The organism is Roseovarius aestuarii (genome assembly GCF_019966515.1).
Lineage (GTDB): Bacteria > Pseudomonadota > Alphaproteobacteria > Rhodobacterales > Rhodobacteraceae > Roseovarius > Roseovarius aestuarii.
Genome location: NZ_JAIMIB010000008.1, coordinates 93394 through 112725 on the forward strand (window position 1 = coordinate 93394; position 19332 = coordinate 112725).

The 19332-nt window shown below is 59.9% G+C and carries 13 protein-coding genes; 6 read left to right on the plus strand and 7 right to left on the minus strand.

What is annotated here, in order from left to right; translation table 11 throughout:
• The first annotated feature begins 68 nt into the window (after positions 1-68).
• The 4 genes from LC334_RS11530 to LC334_RS11545 are packed head-to-tail and all read left to right on the plus strand — an operon-like array spanning position 69 to position 6752.
• The gene (locus LC334_RS11530; RefSeq protein WP_085800694.1) at positions 69-1076 is read left to right on the plus strand and encodes an AAA family ATPase; all 1008 of its coding nucleotides are present in this window, start codon (positions 69-71) and stop codon (positions 1074-1076) included.
• Complete coding sequence (locus LC334_RS11535; protein ID WP_085800695.1) at positions 1073-1951, plus strand: DUF58 domain-containing protein; 879 nt, start codon at positions 1073-1075, stop codon at positions 1949-1951. Before LC334_RS11530 ends, LC334_RS11535 begins: the two co-directional genes overlap by 4 nt.
• Positions 1948-4707: a DUF4159 domain-containing protein gene (locus LC334_RS11540; RefSeq protein ID WP_085800696.1), complete on the plus strand. Its 2760-nt coding sequence runs from the start codon at positions 1948-1950 to the stop codon at positions 4705-4707. The genes LC334_RS11535 and LC334_RS11540 overlap by 4 nt, the downstream gene beginning before the upstream one ends.
• A complete protein-coding gene (locus LC334_RS11545; RefSeq protein ID WP_085800697.1) occupies positions 4704-6752 on the plus strand; it encodes a hypothetical protein in 2049 nt (682 codons plus the stop codon). The genes LC334_RS11540 and LC334_RS11545 overlap by 4 nt, the downstream gene beginning before the upstream one ends.
• Before the next feature lie 181 nt (positions 6753-6933).
• On the opposite strand, the gene LC334_RS11550 is transcribed toward LC334_RS11545, so the two are convergent.
• Positions 6934-9666: a matrixin family metalloprotease gene (locus LC334_RS11550; protein WP_085800698.1), complete on the minus strand. Its 2733-nt coding sequence runs from the start codon at positions 9664-9666 to the stop codon at positions 6934-6936.
• A 371-nt stretch (positions 9667-10037) separates the two neighbouring features.
• Here LC334_RS11550 and LC334_RS11555 point away from each other — a divergent pair, with 371 nt between their 5' ends.
• Both LC334_RS11555 and LC334_RS11560 read left to right on the plus strand, forming a co-directional pair.
• Positions 10038-12383: a sensor histidine kinase gene (locus tag LC334_RS11555; RefSeq protein ID WP_085800777.1), complete on the plus strand. Its 2346-nt coding sequence runs from the start codon at positions 10038-10040 to the stop codon at positions 12381-12383.
• Entirely contained in the window at positions 12367-13002 is a 636-nt protein-coding gene (locus tag LC334_RS11560) for a response regulator transcription factor (protein ID WP_085800699.1), read from the plus strand. Before LC334_RS11555 ends, LC334_RS11560 begins: the two co-directional genes overlap by 17 nt.
• Positions 13003-13357: 355 nt before the next feature.
• On the opposite strand, the gene LC334_RS11565 is transcribed toward LC334_RS11560, so the two are convergent.
• From LC334_RS11565 to LC334_RS11590, 6 genes are read right to left on the minus strand one after another with little or no spacing between them, the layout of a single operon-like run.
• Positions 13358-15553, minus strand: a complete 2196-nt coding sequence (locus LC334_RS11565) for a 3-hydroxyacyl-CoA dehydrogenase NAD-binding domain-containing protein (protein ID WP_085800700.1) — start codon at positions 15551-15553, stop codon at positions 13358-13360.
• Positions 15550-16035, minus strand: coding sequence for a cupin domain-containing protein (locus LC334_RS11570; protein ID WP_085800701.1), 486 nt, complete (start codon positions 16033-16035; stop codon positions 15550-15552). Before LC334_RS11570 ends, LC334_RS11565 begins: the two co-directional genes overlap by 4 nt.
• 2 nt (positions 16036-16037) lie before the next feature.
• Positions 16038-17249, minus strand: coding sequence for an acetyl-CoA C-acetyltransferase (locus LC334_RS11575; protein ID WP_085800702.1), 1212 nt, complete (start codon positions 17247-17249; stop codon positions 16038-16040).
• Positions 17250-17263: 14 nt separating this feature from the next.
• Positions 17264-17899 (minus strand): glutathione S-transferase family protein, encoded by a 636-nt coding sequence (locus LC334_RS11580; protein WP_085800703.1) that lies wholly within the window; start codon positions 17897-17899, stop codon positions 17264-17266.
• 25 nt (positions 17900-17924) lie between these two features.
• Positions 17925-19082, minus strand: a complete 1158-nt coding sequence (locus tag LC334_RS11585; protein ID WP_085800704.1) for an acyl-CoA dehydrogenase family protein — start codon at positions 19080-19082, stop codon at positions 17925-17927.
• A 15-nt stretch (positions 19083-19097) separates the two neighbouring features.
• The gene (locus LC334_RS11590) at positions 19098-19310 is read right to left on the minus strand and encodes a hypothetical protein (RefSeq protein WP_085800778.1); all 213 of its coding nucleotides are present in this window, start codon (positions 19308-19310) and stop codon (positions 19098-19100) included.
• Positions 19311-19332 lie beyond the last annotated feature (22 nt).

Genomic DNA, 19332 nt, shown 5'->3' on the forward strand with positions numbered 1-19332 from the left:
GTTTTTGCCATTTCCGTCCATAGCTATACACTCTAGCGGAATGATAAAGGTGCATAAGGAGTTTTGCCATGAGTGATGACGCCGATCTGCTGGCTGGTATCGAGGCGCTGGAAGACAAGCTGGCGCAGGCTCGCGCGTCGATTACCAAGCGTTTCATCGGCCAGGAACGGGTTGTCGATCTGTCGCTCTCGGCGCTTCTTTGTGGCGGTCACGGGTTGCTGATTGGCCTGCCGGGACTGGGAAAAACCCGGCTGGTTGAAACACTTAGCACCGTCATGGGCCTGCACGGCAACCGCATCCAGTTCACCCCCGATCTGATGCCCGCCGATATTCTGGGTTCGGAGGTGCTGGAAACCGGCAATGACGGCAGTCGTGCGTTCAAATTCATCTCTGGCCCGATCTTCTGTCAGCTACTGATGGCGGATGAGATCAACCGTGCCAGCCCGCGGACCCAATCGGCGTTATTGCAGGCGATGCAGGAGCGGCAGGTGACCGTCGCCGGGCAGGACCGCCCGCTGACAGCTCCGTTTCACGTTTTGGCCACGCAGAACCCGATCGAGCAGGAAGGCACCTATCCGCTGCCCGAAGCCCAGCTTGACCGTTTTCTGGTGCAGATCGACGTGCCGCACCCGGATCGCGATACCGAACGTGAGATTCTGATCGCCACCACCGGTGCTGCCGAGGAAGAGGCGCATCAGGTCTTTACCGCAGCGGAGCTGATCACGGCGCAGAACCTCTTGCGCCGTATGCCCGTGGGTGAGCAGGTGATGGAGGCAATTCTGGATCTGGTTCGCGCCTTCCGCCCTGAAGATACCACCGCGTCCGAGGCCGTGCGCACTGCTGTCGCCTGGGGCCCCGGCCCTCGCGCGGCACAGGCACTGATGCTGACGGTGCGGGCGCGGGCGATGCTTCAGGGTCGTCTGGTGCCTGACATCGATGATGTTGCCGCAATGGCGCAGCCAGTGCTCAGCCATCGCATGGCGCTTAATTTTGCGGCGCGAGCGCGGGGCGAGACGCTTACTGACCTGATTGCCACGACAGTGACCAGCCTCACCCGGAGCGAGGCCGCCGCGTGAACCAACCCGTCCCCCTCCGGAGCCGGGCCGAGGCCGAGGCCGCGCGTCTGCCGTCGCTTCTGGCGCGGGCCGAGCATTTGGCCGGCACGGTGCTGCTGGGGGAACACGGACGCAGGCGGTCTGGGCTGGGTGATGATTTCTGGCAATACCGTCCGGTACAACCGGGGGATTCGCGTCGCACCATCGATTGGCGGCGTTCCGCCCGCAGCGACATGCAGTTCGTGCGCCAGCGGGAATGGCAGATCGCGCAAAGCGTCATGCTCTGGGTCGATAGCGCCGCCTCGATGCGATTTGCCTCGGAACCTGACCTGCCGCAGAAATCCGATCGGGCTCGCCTTTTGGCGCTGGCGGTGTCGATCCTGCTTGTTCGCGGAGGCGAGCGTGTAGGCATGACCGGACAATCCCTGCCACCCGGACGGGGAGAGCCACAGCTGCGTCGGCTGACCGAGGCATTGGGCCATGACGGGGCGGATGATTATGCCGCGCCGGACACCAACGGCCTGATGTCGCACGGACGTGCGCTATTCATCTCGGATTTCATGGGCGACATCGACCCTGTCCGCACCGCACTGACTGAGGCCGCGGATCGCGGCATTCAGGGCATTATGCTACAGATCCTCGATCCGGCGGAAGAGGCGTTTCCCTATCGCGGACGCACGATATTCGAGAGTGTCGGGGGCACATTGGCACATGAAACGCTCAAGGCCAGCGAGCTGCGCGACCGCTATCTGGAACGGTTGGCATCGCGCAAGGATGAATTGTCTGCGCTGACGCTGGCAACCGGCTGGCAATACCATTGTCACCACACCTCCCAAAGCGCGCAATCGGCGCTCATGTGGCTTTACGGCGCATTTGAACGGGGGCGGTTCAGATGATTCTTGGTCCCATCGGGTTCACTGCGCCCTGGTTGCTTTTGGCGCTCGCGGCGCTGCCGATCCTCTGGCTGATTCTGCGCGCGGTGCCGCCCGCCCCGGTCCGGCGCATGTTCCCCGGCGTGGTCTTGTTGCTGGGGCTTCGTGATGATGACAGCGTGACCGACCGCACCCCGTGGTGGCTTTTGCTGCTCCGGATGCTGGCGGCGGCGGCCATTATTATCGGGCTGGCCGGTCCGGTTTTGAACCCTGAAGAAAAGTCCGCCGGAACCGATCGCGGCCCGTTGCTGATTGCGCTGGATGCCAGTTGGGCCAGCGCCCGGGACTGGGCCGCGCAGCGTGAGTTGCTGGACGGGATGCTGGCTGAGGCTGGGCGCAAATCGCGCCCGGTTGCTATCCTGCGCCTGAATGACCCGGAAACGCCGGTGTTTCAGGCGGCCGAGGCCTGGCGCAGCCGCCTGACCGGGCTGGAGCCCGACGCATGGGTCGCCGCGCCTGACATGATCGAAACAGCCATTTCCGGGCTTGGGGACGACACCTTTGAAACCCGCTGGTTTTCGGACGGGCTGGCACATGATGGTCGCGACGTGCTGCTGGACGCGTTCGAAGCGCGCGGCCCCGTAAGTATCTATGAAAGTCCGCGCCCGGTTCTGGCGCTGGCGCCTGCGCAAGTATCCGAGGGGCTGATCCAGCTCAGCGCCCATCGCGCCCGCACCGCAGGTATCCGCGATATTCTGGTCGAGGCGCATGGCCGCGATCCGTCAGGCGTGCCGCGTGTGCTGGCCAGCCTGCCGTTGCAATTCGCCGAAAACGCGTTGGAGGTGCAGGGCGATCTGTCATTGCCCGCCGAGCTTCGTGCCCGGCTAACCCATTTCGAGATCGCCGGACAGCGCCATGCCGGAGCCGTCAGCCTGACCGATGACAGCCTCAAACGGCGTGAGGTGGCGCTGATCGCGGGGCGTGAGGATCGCGAAGGACTCGAGTTGTTGTCGCCGCTTCACTATCTGGAACAGGCCCTGCAACCCACCGCTGACATTCTTGACGGAGCGCTGATCGACGTGTTGCCCGCCAATCCGGACGTGATCGTGCTGGCCGATGTCGCCACGCTGTCGGGTGCTGAACAGTCAGCGCTGCTGGAATGGACGCAGAAGGGCGGCATGCTGCTGCGTTTCGCGGGCCCGCGTCTGGCAGCCAGCGACATTTCGCGTGATACCGAGGCACCGCTGATGCCCGTCCGGTTGCGTGTCGGTGGCCGCATGGTCGGTGGCGCTATGAGCTGGGGCGAACCCAAGGCGCTGGCGCCCTTTAGCGAAGACAGCCCGTTCCATCGTCTCGCGATCCCGCGCGACGTGACCGTCAGCGCGCAGGTCATGGCCCAGCCCGACCCGACGCTGGCCGATCGTGTGATTGCACAGCTATCGGACGGCACACCGCTGGTGACCCGCAAGCGGATCGGCGAAGGGCAGGTGGTATTGTTCCATGTGACCGCCAATGCCGAATGGTCCTCGTTGCCGCTGTCGGGTCTTTTTGTGCAGATGCTCGAACGGCTGGCCGTCTCGTCAGCCCTGACCGCGCCTGAGGCGAAAGACCTTGAAGGCACGATCTGGAAACCGGTTCAGGTGCTGGACGGCTTTGGCAAACTGAGCGACGCCGCCACATTGCCCGGTGTCTCTGGCGACCGGCTGGTTGCCGCGGCACTTGGCCCTGATCTGCGCCCGGGTATTTATGACGGCCCCGACCGCCGCCTTGCCCGTAACGTGATCCCCGCTGACCCCACGCTGACGCCCACAAGCTGGCCCGCGCGCCTTCCCGTCACCGGCCTGACGCGCCCCGTAGAGGCGCCGTTGGGCGGCTGGTTGCTGGCCTTGTCGCTGGTGCTTCTGATGGCGGATATCCTTGCCTCGCTAGGGCTTTCCGGCCGGTTGATGCCCGCCCGAGCCACGCGCGCGGCCGTCATCGTACTAGGCGGGCTGATGCTGCTGCCTGATGCCGGCAAGGCGCAGGACGAAAAGGCGCAACTGGCCACATCCGAGGTTGTGCTCGCGCACATCTTGACCGGGGATGCCGCCCTTGATGAAGCCGCGCGCGCCGGTCTCTTTGGCCTTGGTCAGACGCTGTTCTTCCGTACCTCCGTTGAACCGGTTGATCCTATTGGCATCAATTTGGAAAGCGATGAGCTGGCGTTTTACCCGCTGCTCTATTGGCCCATCACCCCTGATCAGCCGACCCCATCGGCCGAGGCATATACCAAGCTTAACACCTATCTGCGCACCGGTGGCATGATCCTCTTTGACACGCGCGATGCCAATATCGCGGGCTTCGGTGCCTCGTCGCCCAATGGCATCAAGCTCAAGCAACTCGCCGCATCGCTTGATATTCCACCGCTCGAGCGACTGCCCGACGACCATGTCCTGACACGCACCTTCTATCTGCTGCAGGACTTCCCGGGCCGCCATTCGGGCCGCCCGGTATGGGTCGAGGCTGCGCCGCCCGATGCTGAAAAGATCGAGGGCATGCCGTTTCGCAACTTGAATGACGGCGTGACGCCAGTGGTGATCGGCGGCAATGACTGGGCGTCGGCCTGGGCCATGGATGAAAGGCTTAACCCGATCTACCCGGTGGGCAGGGGGTTTGCCGGTGAGCGGCAGCGCGAACTGGCCTATCGCTTCGGCATCAATCTGGTGATGCATGTACTGACCGGCAATTACAAATCCGACCAGGTGCATGTGCCGGCGTTGCTGCAAAGGCTGGGCCAATGACCGCGAGCATCATCTTCGACCCGCTTTTGCCGGTCTGGCTGATCGCCGCGCTGTCAGGCATGGTTCTGACCGGTATCGCATTGGCGCTCTGGCGCGGGTTGTCGGGCTGGGCGTTGCGCGGCTTGGCTGCGGTCGTCGTAATCGCCGCCTTAGCCGGCCCGGTCTATCAGCAGGAAGACCGCGAACCGCTCAGCGACATCGTACTGCTGGTCGAGGATCAAAGCGCCAGTCAGGATCTGGCCGGCCGGTCGCAACAAACTCAAACCTCTGCCGATGCGATCGCTGCGCGTCTCAGTCAGCGCGACAATACCGAGGTGCGTCGCCTTCAGGTCCCTGATGGCGAGGATAACACCGGCACGACGCTGATGACGGTGCTAGCCGAAGCGATGGCGCAAGAGCCCCAAGGCCGCATTGCCGGGGCTATCCTGCTGTCCGACGGTCGCCTGCATGATCTGGACCATGCGCCGGATATGCCGGCGCCGCTGCATCTGCTGCATACTGGGCGCGATGCCGACTGGGATCGCCGTCTGACCATTCGCAATGCCCCCGCCTTTGCCATTCTTGGCGAAGAAGTCAGCATGACGCTGACGATCGAGGATCTGGGAGCCGCGCCGCAGGGTCTCACCGAGGTTCCCATCGATATTTCGATCGATGGCGCCGAAGCTCAGCGTTTCAGCGTGCCCTTGGGCGAAGACATCACCCTGCCGCTCAAGCTGTCCCATGGCGGGCGCAACGTGCTGCAATTCACCACGCCTGCCGCCGAGGGCGAATTGACCGACCGCAACAATACCGCGCTCATCCAGATCAACGGCGTGCGCGACCGGCTGAGCGTGCTGCTGGTATCCGGCGAGCCGCATCCCGGCGGGCGCACCTGGCGAAACCTACTGAAATCCGACAGCTCGGTCGATCTGGTGCATTTCACCATCCTCCGCCCGCCCGAGAAGCAGGACGGCGTGCCGGTGCGGGAACTGTCGCTGATCGCCTTCCCGACCCGCGAATTGTTCCTCGAAAAGATCGAGGATTTCGATCTGATCATCTTTGACCGCTACAAGCGGCGCGGTATCCTGCCGTCGATCTATCTGGATAACGTGCGCAATTATGTCGAAAACGGTGGCGCGATGCTGATCGCCGCAGGCCCCGATTTCGCCAGCGCCGACAGCATCTACCGCACCCCCATTGAGACCATCGTGCCCGCGCGCCCGACTGCCCGTGTGCTGGAACGGCGCTATCGTCCGAAAGTCACCGAACTGGGGCTGCGCCACCCGGTCACGGCCGGATTGGAGCCGGACGAGGGCAGCGAATGGGGCCGCTGGCTGCGCCAGATCGAGCTTGAAGCCGAGACCGGGCAGGTTGTCATGTCCGGCGCCGATGAACGTCCGCTTCTGATTCTGGACCGCGTCGGAGAGGGCCGCGTGGCGCTTCTGGCCTCGGATCACGCCTGGCTCTGGCATCGCGGCTATGAAGGGGGTGGGCCGCAGCTGGAATTGCTGCGCCGTTTGGCCCACTGGATGATGAAGGAACCCGAGCTTGAGGAAGAGGCACTCTGGGCCGAGGCGACCGGCCAGACCATGCGCATCATCCGCCGCTCGCTTGAGCAGGAGGTGGGTGACGTGACGATCGAAACACCCTCGGGCGAGATCATCGAATTGCCGCTTGAAGAGATGACACCCGGTCGCCACGAGGCGCTGTTTGACGGGCCCGAGATCGGGCTCTACCGTTTGTCGCAAGGGGATCAATCCGCCGTGATCGGCCTTGGCCCCGCTGCCCCGGTAGAGTTCGAGGAAACCATCGCCAGCACAGAAGCACTGACGCCATTGATCACGGCCACAGGCGGCGGCGCCAAGGCGCTGTCCGAGGGTGTCCCCCGCATTCGTACCGTTCGTGCAGGTCGACCTGCTGCCGGACGGGGCTGGATCGGCATCACACCCCGCGGCGCGTATGAGACCCGTTCCGTCACCCAACTGCCCCTGATGCCAGGCTGGCTGGTCCTGCTTCTGACGTTGTCACTGATCCTCGCGGGATGGCTGCGCGAAGGAAGACGCTGACGGGTCTTTCCCGCCCGGCAGTTCGTGCGTTGTGCCCGCTACACGCGCTAGATGAACGCGGTGATCCGCCCGATCAAAAGGGCCAATGTGGTTTCTGGTGCATTCTCGCGTGAGGCCATCTGCGGGAAGGATAGTGGTGCCGGTGGGCGGCAGCCCGGCCCGGCACAACAGATACCTGTTGCTAGAAGATGAAGTCCGAATCGTCGAGATCTGACAACCGCACATTCTGCAACAGGATGGAATCGCCGCTCCCGGTATCGATCAGCACATGGCGACCCTGCTTCTGGGCCGCTCCGCCGACGCCGAGAATATCATCGATATCGACGATCCCGGTGATCCCGCTCAGATCCAGTTTTTCAAGGTCGCTGGTCGCCGAAAAGTCGGTGACAACATCGGTGCCGTGCCCGTCTGCAAAGATGAACACGTCAGCACTTTTGGAGCCCGTCAGCGTGTCATTCCCGCTGCCACCGTCAAGCGTATCCTGTCCCCGTCCACCATTTAGTAGATCGTTCCCCAGATCGCCCAATAGCATATCGTTGCCGTGTTGGCCGCTCAGACGGTCACTGTCAGCGCCGCCATTGAGGCTGTCATCACCGGTTCCACCCTTCAGGGTGTCCGCGCCCGCGCCACCTTCCAGCGTATCATTGCCATCCTGCACCGTTGACTTGAATTTCCTGCCATAGCCGGAAAGGAAATCATCGCCATCGCCGCCCAGCAAACTGTCATGGCCTGTCTGGCCGTAGAGGCTGTCGTTACCGGTGCCGCCATCCAAGCTGTCATCACCCGACCCGCCGAACAGGTTGTCGTTGTTGATGCCACCTTCCAGCGTGTCTGTGCCATTCTGTCCGAAAAGGCTGTCGTTGCCCAGCCCGCCGATCAGATTGTCATCACCGGTGCCGCCATAGATCTTGTCCGATCCCGTGCCACCATCCAGCGTGTCATTACCATCAGCAACCGTCGCACTGAACTTTGTGCCATAGCCATAAAGAATGTCTCTGCCATCGCCACCGGTGCCGCTGTCGTTTCCGCGTTCGCCATAAAGAATGTCGTTGCCGGTGCCACCATCCAGATTGTCATCACCGGTGCCGCCAAAAAGCTTGTCTGCACCTGCGCCGCCTTCCAGCGTATCGTTGCCATCCGCAACCGATGCCTTGAACTTGGCGCCGTAACCAAAGAGACGGTCATCACCTTCACCGCCCACGGCGCTGTCATCGCCGCGCTCGCCATAGAGCCGGTCATTGTCTGCGCCGCCGTCAAGAATGTCATTGCCGGTGCCGCCGAAAAGCGTGTCCAGCCCGGCGCCGCCCTCCAGCGTGTCGGTGCCGTCCTGCTGGCCGAACGTAGAAATTGAACTGCGACCGGACACAAGATCGTTGCCGCTACCACCGACAACGCTGTCATCACCGCCATCGCCGTAAAGGCGGTCATGGCTTTCTTGGCCGTCAATAACGTCATCCTGACTACCGCCGCGCAGAAAATCCCGCCCAGTACCCCCCAGCAGCGTGTCCTCACCATAGCCGCCGGACAGCGAGTCGTTGCCCTGCTTTCCATCGATCCGATCGGCCCTGAACGCGCCGAAAAACTTGTTCGAAGATGCGCTCAGATCGATAGCACTAAATTCCCGCAGCTGAAAATTGTTCTGGGTGAAATCGCTGACGCTCAGCGACTGACCGGCGGCATTCTTGAAGAAAATCGCCTGCCCATCGAATTCCACAAGCACGCCATTGGCATTTTGCGTTAAGACGAGATCGCTGAAATAGAGTGAATCAGAATTTTGCAGGTTGCGCACCCGAACCATGTCGCTGATATCGACAAATTCGAGATTTGGGTCAAAACCCTCGATGGTATCGAGCACCCCGTTGATCTGATAGGAATTTGCCTTGAGGAAATAGCGGTCAACACCCGCGCCGCCGATCAGCAGGTTCGCACCGTTGCTGGCATAAAGCCAGTCATCGCCGATGCCGCCCTCCAACGTATCATTACCCGCGCCGGATATCAGCGTGTCGTCACCGTCTCCTCCCAAGAGACTGTCGTCGTTACTGCCGCCATCCAGGTGATCGTCACCGGCATCGCCCTGTAGCGTGTCATTTCCTAGGCCACCATTGAGCGTATCGTTGTCATCCTCGCCGGACAGAAAGTCATTTCCGCTGTCGCCGTGCAGCTGATCACTGCCAGTGCCACCATAGAGACTGTCATCTCCGGATCCGGCGATAAGTGTATCATTGCCCGCCAATCCGTTCAGTGTCTGGTCGCCGCCCTTCGTTTCGATGCGGTTGCCCCAGGACGACCCGTCAATTGTGAACGCGTCTGGCGTGTCGAGAACGGTCAGGTTTCTTTCAACAAAATCCGTACCCATCGTATAGGTCACGGGCGCATTGTCCTGAACACCGTAAATCTGCTGAATGCTGGTGATGTCCAGGGTCTGTAGGCCTGTGTAGGTCAGAATAGGCGTCATGACCGACACGTCGGTTGTACTGGCGTGCTCCAGGCCAATAGCGTGGCCAATCTCGTGCAAAAACAGACCGTTGACCTGAGAATCCCTCGCAAAGGTCGAAAAGATATCGTCAAACACAATATCGCCGGCCAAATCGCCGATCGAGCGGAACGGCAATGCCGCCAATCCGATCGTGCTTCCCGGGATCGAACCGAAGTGAATGCGAATGTGATTATCGATCTGGTTCGAGCCGACCTGGGCGTCATCGTCGTCGACCTGGACGAAATCAATATTGGCGTGCATCGACCAGGTATCGAACGCGTCGCGCAACATGTCTTCCGCGTCTGACGGGCCCCGGGTTGACCGTGAAGTAAGCCCAAATGCACTCAGGTTTTGAAAAGAACCTGCGATGCTCCATGTGACGACGCCGCCGGCCGTACCAAGTGTCGGGTTGCCCCATTTTTCGCCTGAGATAAGCATATGTTACTCGCCAAAGTTGTTCTAAACGTGTTGGTTTAGCGCACTACTGAAAAGATTAACGCGACACAACCCGAGTCTGCACGTCAACGTGGCCTATGTGGCTGCTATGCGTTCACAAAATATTGCACTGTTATCATATACTTGTAAGAGCTACCCGTTCTTGCCGAATTGTTTCGAAATTGCCGCCCAACGGTTTCGATATTGGCACCTATGGCTCGGTAATCTTGCTTCTGAGCCACCGGCAAACAATGAGCGCTTCATTTGTGCTGCCTTGCCGACATGTATCGGGAAGCCTTGTAGCCGCCTGATATGCGGCGACACGTTTGTTATAGCCTTAACATTTGCGGCAATTTGAGAGAATGTACTGGGTGATGAAGTTATCACTTGGAATGATCCTGGCGCTTTGCCTGGCTGGCTTGCAGTTTGTTGCGATCACCATCGTGGTTTTCTCGTCATTTTTGACATCGGAAAAAGTTCTGCTGGAACATGCGCGAGAGCTGTTGAGTGATGTCGGGACGAATACGATCGAGCATTCCAAAGGGTTTTTGAAACCCGCAAAGGGTGCCGCCGAACTGGCAACGCGGCTTGCCGAAAACCAGGTCATTGCCAGTGATGATTTCCAACAGCTCGAAAAACTGCTGTTCCAGCAGTTGCAAATTTCACCGCAGTTTGCAGGCGTTTTCTACGGCGATGAAGCAGGAAATTTCGTTTATGTCATGCGAAGCGATGGCCCGGGTCCGTTTCGTAGCAAGATCGTGCGGCAGGACGGTGAGGCGCGCGAAACCGAACTCATATGGCGTGACGACAGATATGCGATTATCGAACAAAGATCTGACCCGGCTGATACCTACGACCCCCGCGTGCGCCCGTGGTACAAATCCGCAAAGACCCGGCTTACAAGCATCTGGACAGATCCCTACATCTTTTTCACCTCGCAGACGCCTGGTATTACCGCCGCCTCGCCCGTGTTCAGGCGTGAGGGTGGTTTGCGCGGTGTCGTGGGCGTCGATATCGGGATCGAGGCGATTTCGCAGTTTCTGTCACGTCTCAATGTCGGCGACAGCGGCTCTGCGCTGATACTGAACCGAAACGGCGATGTGATTGCCCATCCCGATCAGGATTTGATCCGCAAGGAAAACCAGGACGGCACGTTTCGTTTCGTCAATATCCGAGAGATCGAAGACCCGGTGGCGAATGCCGCCTTTGCGGGTCTGGCGGCGGGAACGGGTGTGTCCGTCGAATCCGAAAAGACCTCCAGGTTCAAAATTGGCGGGTCCACTTACGTATCGACCGTGATGCCCATGATTAGTGAAGAGCTTCCGTGGACGATCGCTGTCTATGCCCCCGAGTCGGATTTTACCGGCGAGATCACGGATAACAGAACCCAGAACGTCTGGATCGCTGTTGCGATTGCGGTCGCGTCCGGTATTTTCGGCCTGTTGTTGGCGAACTACATTCACAAGCCGGTACGTGCTTTTGCTGTCCGCGCCTCTCTTGTGTCACAGGGCGAGGTTTCGGCCTCCGATCCGCTCCCCAACACCTATAAGGAACTGGAGCGCGCCAATGAAACACTGGTGCAGGCCATTGCCGAGCGAAAACAGTCCGAAACCGAATATGGCCGTACCTTCGATCTGGCGTCGCGCGGGATGGCGCAAATCCAGGCGCGAACAGGCCGGTTCCTTCGGGTGAACGCCAAGTTTGCCGATATGCTGGGCTATGGCGATGACGAGATTTTGACGCTGACCGTGCATGATATATCGCATCCCGACGATCCCGTCGCAGCGGTGTTTTTCAAAGATGGCAGCAATGGCGGTTCGGAATATTTCCATGAAAAGCGGTATTTGCGCAAAGATGGCGAAGCGCTTTGGGTCAGCGAGAATGTTATCGTCATTCGCGACGATGCCGATGTCTCGATTCATGCGGTGGTCACGATTGACGATATCACCGAGCGCAAGGCGGCCGACCGTAAAATTCAGCAACTGAACCTCGACCTCACCCATTCTTCGCGTGTGAACTTGATGGGGCAGATGGCGACCGGCCTGGCGCATGAATTGAATCAGCCGTTACTGGCGATCTCGCAAAACATGGATACAGCGCTTTATCTGCTGAAGGAAAAATCCGGTGACAGTGCTGAATTCGGTGACATCCTGCAAGAGACCGACCGTCATGCACACCGCGCGGGAGATATTATCAAGGCGCTGCGCGGCTTTGTAAAAAAGGAGGGAGCTGAGAAATCCGAGTTCGATTTCGCCGAGCTGCTGGCGCAGACCCTGCATCTGCTGCGCTCGGAAGCCAACGAAAACAAGGTCGCCATCAGGACAACGACTGGCGAACTGGAACCGATCTATGGCTCGCGGGTGCAGATCGCTCAGGTTCTGGTGAACCTGATACGCAACGCGATCGACGCGATTGCCCGCAGCGATGCAAGCGAAAGACTGATCACCGTGAAGACCAGCAATACTGATGAGGGCATGATGATATCGGTGACGGATAGTGGCCCCGGAATTACGCAGGATGTCGATCCGTTCGAGCAGTTCAAGACCACAAAGAAAGAAGGGATGGGTCTTGGCCTTTCAATTTGTCGCACCATAGTAGAGTCGCATCGTGGAAAAATATGGTATGAGCGGGACGAGAACGGACAGTCACGATTCTGCTTTACCCTGCCGGCGTTAGCACCAAGGTCTGATACATTTGAGCAAAATGAACCCGGTACCTGATCCTGTCATTTTTATCGTGGATGATGACGATGACATCCGCACGTCTCTGTCTAGGGCGTTGCGTACGCGCGGCTATAGCACCCAGGTGTTTGCCTCGGCCAAGGCCTTTCTGGAAAGCTATGATAGTGAGCAGCCAGGCTGCCTGCTGCTGGATTACGGATTGCCGGGAATGTCCGGACTGGCGCTACAGCGGGTTCTTGTCCAGCGCGGGCATACCATTCCGATCATTTTCATTACCGGGCACGGTGGCGTACCCGAGGCGGTAGAGGCGATGAAGTTTGGCGCGCTGGACTTCCTGGAAAAGCCTTTCCGACAGGATGTTCTGATCGAGTGGATCGACAAGGCGCTGAAACTCGATGCACAGGCGCGTAGCGAAGGCGACAAATCGCGGGCCATAAAGGCACAGTTCGAAAAATTGACCGAGCGGGAGCGCGAGATTGCGGAGTTTCTGGTGTCGAACCCGTCAAATAGCTCCAGCAAGGATGTGGCGCGCCATCTTGGCATCAGCCCGCGCACGGTCGATCATCACCGGGCGCGCATCCTTGAGAAGATGAATATCCATTCCGTTGCTGAATTGGTCGATCTTGCGTTGAGCGCAAATCTCTTTTCGAAACCATAAGTGCGGACGTAGGTAAATCTACCTAGGCAAATACACGAATTTACGGCCGCGGCGAAATCAACGACATTATAAATACAGTGTGAGTGGTGGAAACTGTGCGCACATTAAGTGCTTAACCGTAGCGAGTTCTGAGTGCAGGAATTACCCTTGCCTCGTGTTGCCAATCATCCCTACCAGTATTTGAGTCCCGGCCCCGTTGCCTGGATGACTGGACCCGCGTTGCAGCTTGAAGCGCACTGACAGGCTGCAACGCACCACTCTACTTCCCTCTGAAATAAGCCCTTGAGTTGATCGCCCGATGTAATCGGGCGATCAGATATCACGCGAGCCTTGCGACACTTGTCCCTTGGCCGGATCAGGCTGCGTCGGCTTGCTGTCCGAAGCGGCCATAGAAGCTTTGGTTCTTTTTGGCCATGTCGCGCAGCAGGTCGGGTGTGGTGAAACGCGCACCGAACTCATTGGTCAGCTGGTTGCAGCGTTCGGCCGCATAGGGCGTGCCGATGATGTCGAGCCAACTGAACGGCCCGCCGGACCAGGGCGCGAAACCCCAGCCCAGGATCGCGCCGACGTCGCCTTCGCGGATGTCTTCCAGCACGTGTTCTTCCAGCGCGCGCACCGCTTCCAGAACCTGCGCGAACATCAGGCGATGCTGCACGGTGATCAGATCGGGCTGGTCGTCGGCGCGGGAGTATTGCGCCGCGAGACCTTCCCAATAGCCCTGCCGCTTGCCTTTCTCATCGTAGTCGAAGAAACCAGCGTTGGATTTGCGGCCCAAGCGGCCTTCCTTTTCCATCCAGAAGATCACCTCGTCCACGGCCTCGTCCGGATAATCGTTGCCCATGGCGGCGCGGGTGGCGCGGGCGATCTTGGCGCCCAGATCAATAGAGGTTTCATCGACCAGTTGCAGCGGCCCTACGGGGAAGCCCAGCTGACGCGCGGCATTGTCGATCAGCGAGGGCGCGACACCTTCGGCGACCATGCGGATGCCTTCGTTGATGTAGGGGATGATGCAGCGGTTGGCATAGAAGAAGCGCGCATCGTTGACCACGATCGGCGTCTTCCTGATCTGGCGGACGTAATCCAGCGCCTTGGCAACGGCGACCGGGCCGGTCTGCTGGCCCTTGATAATCTCGACCAGCAGCATCTTTTCGACCGGCGAAAAGAAATGAATACCGATGAATTTCTCCGGCCGGGTCGACGCCTTGGCCAATTCGCTGATCGGCAGGGTCGAGGTGTTGGTGGCAAAGATGCAATCCTCACCGGTGACGGCCTCGACCGCCCTGGTGACCTCGGCCTTGATCCGTGGATCTTCGAACACGGCTTCGATGATCAGGTCGCAGCCCTTGAGCGCGTCATAGTCGGTGGTGGCGGTGATAAGGGAAAGAACCTTCTCTTTCTTCTCTTCTGTCGCCTTGCCGCGTTTGATGCCCTTGTCCAGATAGGTGGCGGTATAGTCCTTGCCGCGATCTGCGGCCTCTTGTTTCTGGTCGATCAGCACCACTTCGATGCCCGCCATGGCCGAGACGAGCGAAATGCCCGCCCCCATCATGCCCGCGCCCATGACACCGACCTTTTTGACGGTCTGATCGGGAGCCTCGGGGCGGTTGGCGCCTTTTTCCAGTGCTTCCTTATTGATGAAAAGCGAACGGATCATCGCCGCAGAGCTGGGGTTCATTAGCACGTTGGTGAACCAGCGCGCCTCGATTTTCAGCGCGGTATCGAAGGGTACCTGCGCCCCTTCATAGACAGCTGATAGAAGCGCCTTGGCGGCGGGGAACGCGCCTTGGGTCTTGCCGTTGACCATGGCCGAGGCGCCGACGAAGGTCATGAAGCCGGCGGGATGATAGGGTTCACCGCCGGGGATTTTATAGCCCTTCTCGTCCCAGGGTTTGACGAATTTCGGCTCTGACAGAATCCATTCGCGGGCTTTTTCGATCAGTTCGGCGGCGGGGACGACCTCATCAATAAGTCCGCCGGATTTGGCTTTCTTCGGGTCGCTCAGCTTGCCTTCAAGCAGGAAGGGCGACGCGCCCATCGCGCCCAGCTTGCGGGTCAGGCGTGCGGTGCCGCCCATGCCGGGGAAGATGCCGACCATGATTTCCGGCAGGCCGATTTTGGCCTTGGGATTGTCGGCGGCAAAGATGCGGTGGCAGGCCAGCGGGATTTCCAGGCCGATGCCAAGGGCGGTGCCGGGCAGGCAGCAGGCGATCGGCTTGCCGCCCTTGTTCTTATCGTCCATGCCGCCGCGTTCGATCTTGCGCAGCATGCCGTGGGTCTGCATCAGCCCGTCAAAAAGCCCCTTGGCGGGGTTGTCGCCGGCGCTTTCCTTCATCTTGGCGATGATATTGAGGTCCATGCCGCCCGCGAAGGAGCCTTCCTTGCCCGAGGTCAGGATGATGCCCTTGATCGCATCGTCGGCCAGCGCCTCGTCAATCAGCGCGTCCAGGTCCAGAAACCCCTGCTGGTTCATCACATTCATGGACTTGCCGACCGTGTCCCAGGTGATGATGGCCACGCCATCGGCGTCGGTTTTCATTGTAAAATCAGTCATGTGTTCTCTCCCGTTTCGGGTGCTTCGAAGGGGCTGCCATCCTTGTGGGTGAAGGTGGCGCTGCCGTTCTTGATGGCGACCATCAGGTCGACGTCTGAATAGGTGGCGACCTCGCTTGAGCCACGCGTGCCAATCACCAGGAAGGCAACCGGACTGTCTGTCTGATTGACGAAATGATGCCCGTTGGCGTCATTCGCCGGAAACGCTGCGCAGTCACCGGGGTGCATGTCCGTCTTGCCGGTATCGTCAATCAGAGTGCAGGTGCCTTGGGTGACCATCACGAATTCATCCTCGTTTTGATGCCAATGCCGGAGCGAGGATTTCGCGCCGGGTTCCAGCATCACAAGGTTCGCACCGAACTGCGACAGGCCGCCCGCATCGCCAAGGCGCAGCGAGGACCGCCCCGCCATCTCGGAATCATAGGGCGCGGGGTAGATCGAGCCGGTGCGCGGCTCGATTTTGGATTGATCGATGACCGGCATGCTCAGACCCGCTCGATGATTGTGGCGGCGCCCATGCCCGACGCGATACACAGCGTGGCAAGGCCGGTTTCTTTATCGCTGCGCTCCAGCTCATCCAGCAGGGTGCCGATGATGATCGCACCGGTGGCACCCAGCGGGTGACCCATCGCGATTGAACCGCCATTGACGTTGACCAGTTCGGGATCGACATCGAAAGCCTGCTGGAAGCGCAGCACGACCGAGGCGAAGGCTTCGTTGACTTCGAAAAGGTCGATATCGCTGATCTTCATGCCCGAATCCGCGAGGATCTTTTGTGTGGCGGGCACGGGGCCGGTAAGCATGATCGTGGGATCGGTGCCGATCTTGCAGGTCTGGCGGATGCGGGCGCGGGGTTTCAGCCCGTATTTCTTGCCGAACTCTGCATTGCCGATCAGGACACCGGCGGACCCGTCCACGATGCCCGACGAGTTACCCGCGTGGTGGATGTGATTGATCTTTTCCAGATGCGGGTATTTCAGCTTGGCCACGGCATCGAAGCCCGGCATCACCTCGCCCATCTGCTGGAAGGCGGGGTTCAGGCCGCCGAGGGACTGCATGTCGGTGCCCGGACGCATGTATTCATCATGATCGAGGATGGTCAGACCGTTCTGATCCGTGACGGTGATGACCGATTTATCGAAACGCTTGTCTTCCCACGCTGCGGCGGCGCGCTGCTGGCTGGTCATTGCCAACTGGTCCGCCTGATCGCGGGTAAAGCCATATTCGGTGGCGATGATGTCAGCACTGATGCCTTGCGGCACGAAATAGGTTTCCATCGCGACGGAGGGGTCCACGGCAATCGCTGCGCCATCGCTGCCCATCGGCACGCGGCCCATCATTTCGACGCCACCGGCGATGTAGGCGTCGCCCGCGCCACCTTTGACCTGGTTGGCGGCCAGATTGACGGCTTCCATGCCGGAGGCGCAGAAGCGGTTGATCGCCAGACCGGGGATCGACTCGTCCAGATCCGAGGCCAGAACGGCGGTCCGCGCCAGGCAGCCGCCCTGTTCCTTCACTTGCGTGACATTGCCCCAGATGACGTCTTCGACCGCGTGGCCATCCAGCCCGTTGCGATCTTTGAGCGCGTTCAGCACTTGAGACGAGAGGCGCACGGCGGTCACTTCATGCAGGCTGCCGTCTTTGCGGCCCTTGCCACGCGGCGTGCGCACGGCGTCATAGATGAAGGCGTCGGTCATTTGATTTCTCCTTGTCAGGTCCGGTCCGCGGGGGAGCCGGGCATCAGGTCATAGGGGTGTTTCCAGCCGGGGGCGTTTTCGATGTTCGAAAGCCACCGGTCGATATGGGGCCAGTCCTTACGGTCGAAACCGAAGGGCTCGGGATAAAACAGATAGCCGCAGCACGAGATATCGGCATTGGTGATGCCGTCGCCGACGATCCACTCACGGCCATCGAGATGGGTGTTGAGCGAGGCGTATGCGGCCTTGAGGCGGCCCTGCATGAAGGGGATCACCTCCATAGGGCGTTTGTCTTCGGGCAGAAAGTTCATCAGGAACCGGGTCATACCGGCCTGCGAGCTGAGCTTGTGGTTGTCCCAGAAGACCCACCGCATGACTTCGCGCTGCTCAGCGGCGTCCTTGCCGCCGAACTTGCCGGTTTTCTCGGTGATATACATCTGCATGACGCCGGATTGTGTAAGTGTCGTGTCGCCATCGACCAGCACCGGCACCTCTCCCATGACGTTGATCTTGCGGAAGTTCTCGCTTCGGGTCTCGCCGCCGAAGAAATCGACATAGACCGGCTCCCACTCAAGACCGCTGAGTTCCAGCGCAAGTGCGGCCTTGTAGGCGTTGCCGCTTTCGCCCATGCAATAGAGTTTGATCGTCATTGTCCTGCTCCTTTAGATGTACACATCATGCGGGTTTCGTTTCGGAAAACCCGCGCGAGATCAGTTCTTTCATGATCTCGTTGGTGCCACCGTAGATGCGCTGGACCCGGGCGTCAGCCCACATTTCCGCGACCGCATATTCCTGCATGAAGCCGTAGCCGCCATGAAGCTGTACACATTCGTCCAGCACGTCGCATTGGGTGTCGGTCATCCAGTATTTCGCCATCGCTGCCTTTTCGACGCTGAGGTCGCCGCGCATATGCTCCGTAACGCATTCATCCAGAAACGCGCGGGCGACCTTGGTTTTGGTCAGGCATTCGGCCAGCTTGAAGCGCGTATTCTGGAACTGCGTCAGTGGCGCACCAAAGGCCTGGCGCTCGTTTACGTAAGCGATGGTGCGGTCCACCGCGCCTTCCATCGCACCCTGCGCACCACAAGCGATGATAAGACGTTCCTGCGGTAGCTGCTCCATCATCTGGTAGAAGCCGCGGCCCTCTTCGCCGCCCAGGATGTTTTCCGGCGGGATTTCCACATTATCAAAGAAAAGCTCGGAGGTGTCCGCCGCATGCAGGCCAACTTTTTCAAGATTGCGACCCCGGCTGAAACCCTCGGCACCTTCGGTTTCGACCACGACAAGCGAGATGCCCTTGGCCCCTTCCTTGGGGTCGGTCTTGGCGGCCACAACGATTAGCTCGGCGTGTTGTCCGTTGGTGATGAAGGTTTTCTGACCCGACAAGCGATAGGCGTTGCCGTCGCGCAGGGCCTTGGTCTTCATGCCCTGCAGGTCTGATCCCGCGCCCGGTTCGGTCATCGCCAAAGCGCCGACCATCTCGCCCGAGACCATCTTGGGTAGCCAGCGTTTTTTCTGTTCCTCGCTGCCATAGGCGAGGATGTAGTGGGCGACTATACCGGAATGGATCGGATTGCCCCAGCTGGCCAGGTTGGCGCGGGACTGTTCCATGCAGATCACCGCCTCGTGGCCGAAATCTCCACCCGCGCCGCCGTACTCAACGGGGATCGAAGGGCAGAGAAGGCCCAACTCCCCGGCCTGGTTCCAGCTGTTACGGTCCATCTCGCCCTGTTTGCGCCAGCGCTCGTAATGCGGCGCCCATTCATCATTGATGAACTTCGCCGTCATGTCGGCCAGCATCTGGTGCTCGTCTGTCATCCAGGTGGATGTCATCTCGGCGCCTCCCTGTTATCTCTTTCGCGCTTCCAGCTCAGAATTGAAAATGCGCAAACGGTGTGAAAACGTGTCTTCGTTGATCACGCTGTCAAAATTTTCAAAGAGGAAAGACAATGCCTCGCCTTCGTCCAACCCTGCCTCTTGGGCGAATTTTCGGAGCCGCCGATACCCGTCTTCGGTCATGGCGGCATTGAAACGGCGGGTCAGGCGAAAGCGTTTTGGCATATCTGTCCTCTGATGCGTGGTG

Bases quoted from the DNA above. Each gene is read 5' to 3' on its own strand.
- LC334_RS11530 (WP_085800694.1), top strand. From the start codon at position 69: ATGAGTGATGACGCCGATCTGCTGGCTGGTATCGAGGCGCTGGAAGAC.
- LC334_RS11540 (WP_085800696.1), top strand. From the start codon at position 1,948: ATGATTCTTGGTCCCATCGGGTTCACTGCGCCCTGGTTGCTTTTGGCG.
- LC334_RS11545 (WP_085800697.1), top strand. From the start codon at position 4,704: ATGACCGCGAGCATCATCTTCGACCCGCTTTTGCCGGTCTGGCTGATC.
- LC334_RS11550 (WP_085800698.1), bottom strand. From the start codon at position 9,666: ATGCTTATCTCAGGCGAAAAATGGGGCAACCCGACACTTGGTACGGCC.
- LC334_RS11555 (WP_085800777.1), top strand. From the start codon at position 10,038: ATGAAGTTATCACTTGGAATGATCCTGGCGCTTTGCCTGGCTGGCTTG.
- LC334_RS11560 (WP_085800699.1), top strand. From the start codon at position 12,367: ATGAACCCGGTACCTGATCCTGTCATTTTTATCGTGGATGATGACGAT.
- LC334_RS11565 (WP_085800700.1), bottom strand. From the start codon at position 15,553: ATGACTGATTTTACAATGAAAACCGACGCCGATGGCGTGGCCATCATC.
- LC334_RS11570 (WP_085800701.1), bottom strand. From the start codon at position 16,035: ATGCCGGTCATCGATCAATCCAAAATCGAGCCGCGCACCGGCTCGATC.
- LC334_RS11575 (WP_085800702.1), bottom strand. From the start codon at position 17,249: ATGACCGACGCCTTCATCTATGACGCCGTGCGCACGCCGCGTGGCAAG.
- LC334_RS11580 (WP_085800703.1), bottom strand. From the start codon at position 17,899: ATGACGATCAAACTCTATTGCATGGGCGAAAGCGGCAACGCCTACAAG.
- LC334_RS11585 (WP_085800704.1), bottom strand. From the start codon at position 19,082: ATGACATCCACCTGGATGACAGACGAGCACCAGATGCTGGCCGACATG.
- LC334_RS11590 (WP_085800778.1), bottom strand. From the start codon at position 19,310: ATGCCAAAACGCTTTCGCCTGACCCGCCGTTTCAATGCCGCCATGACC.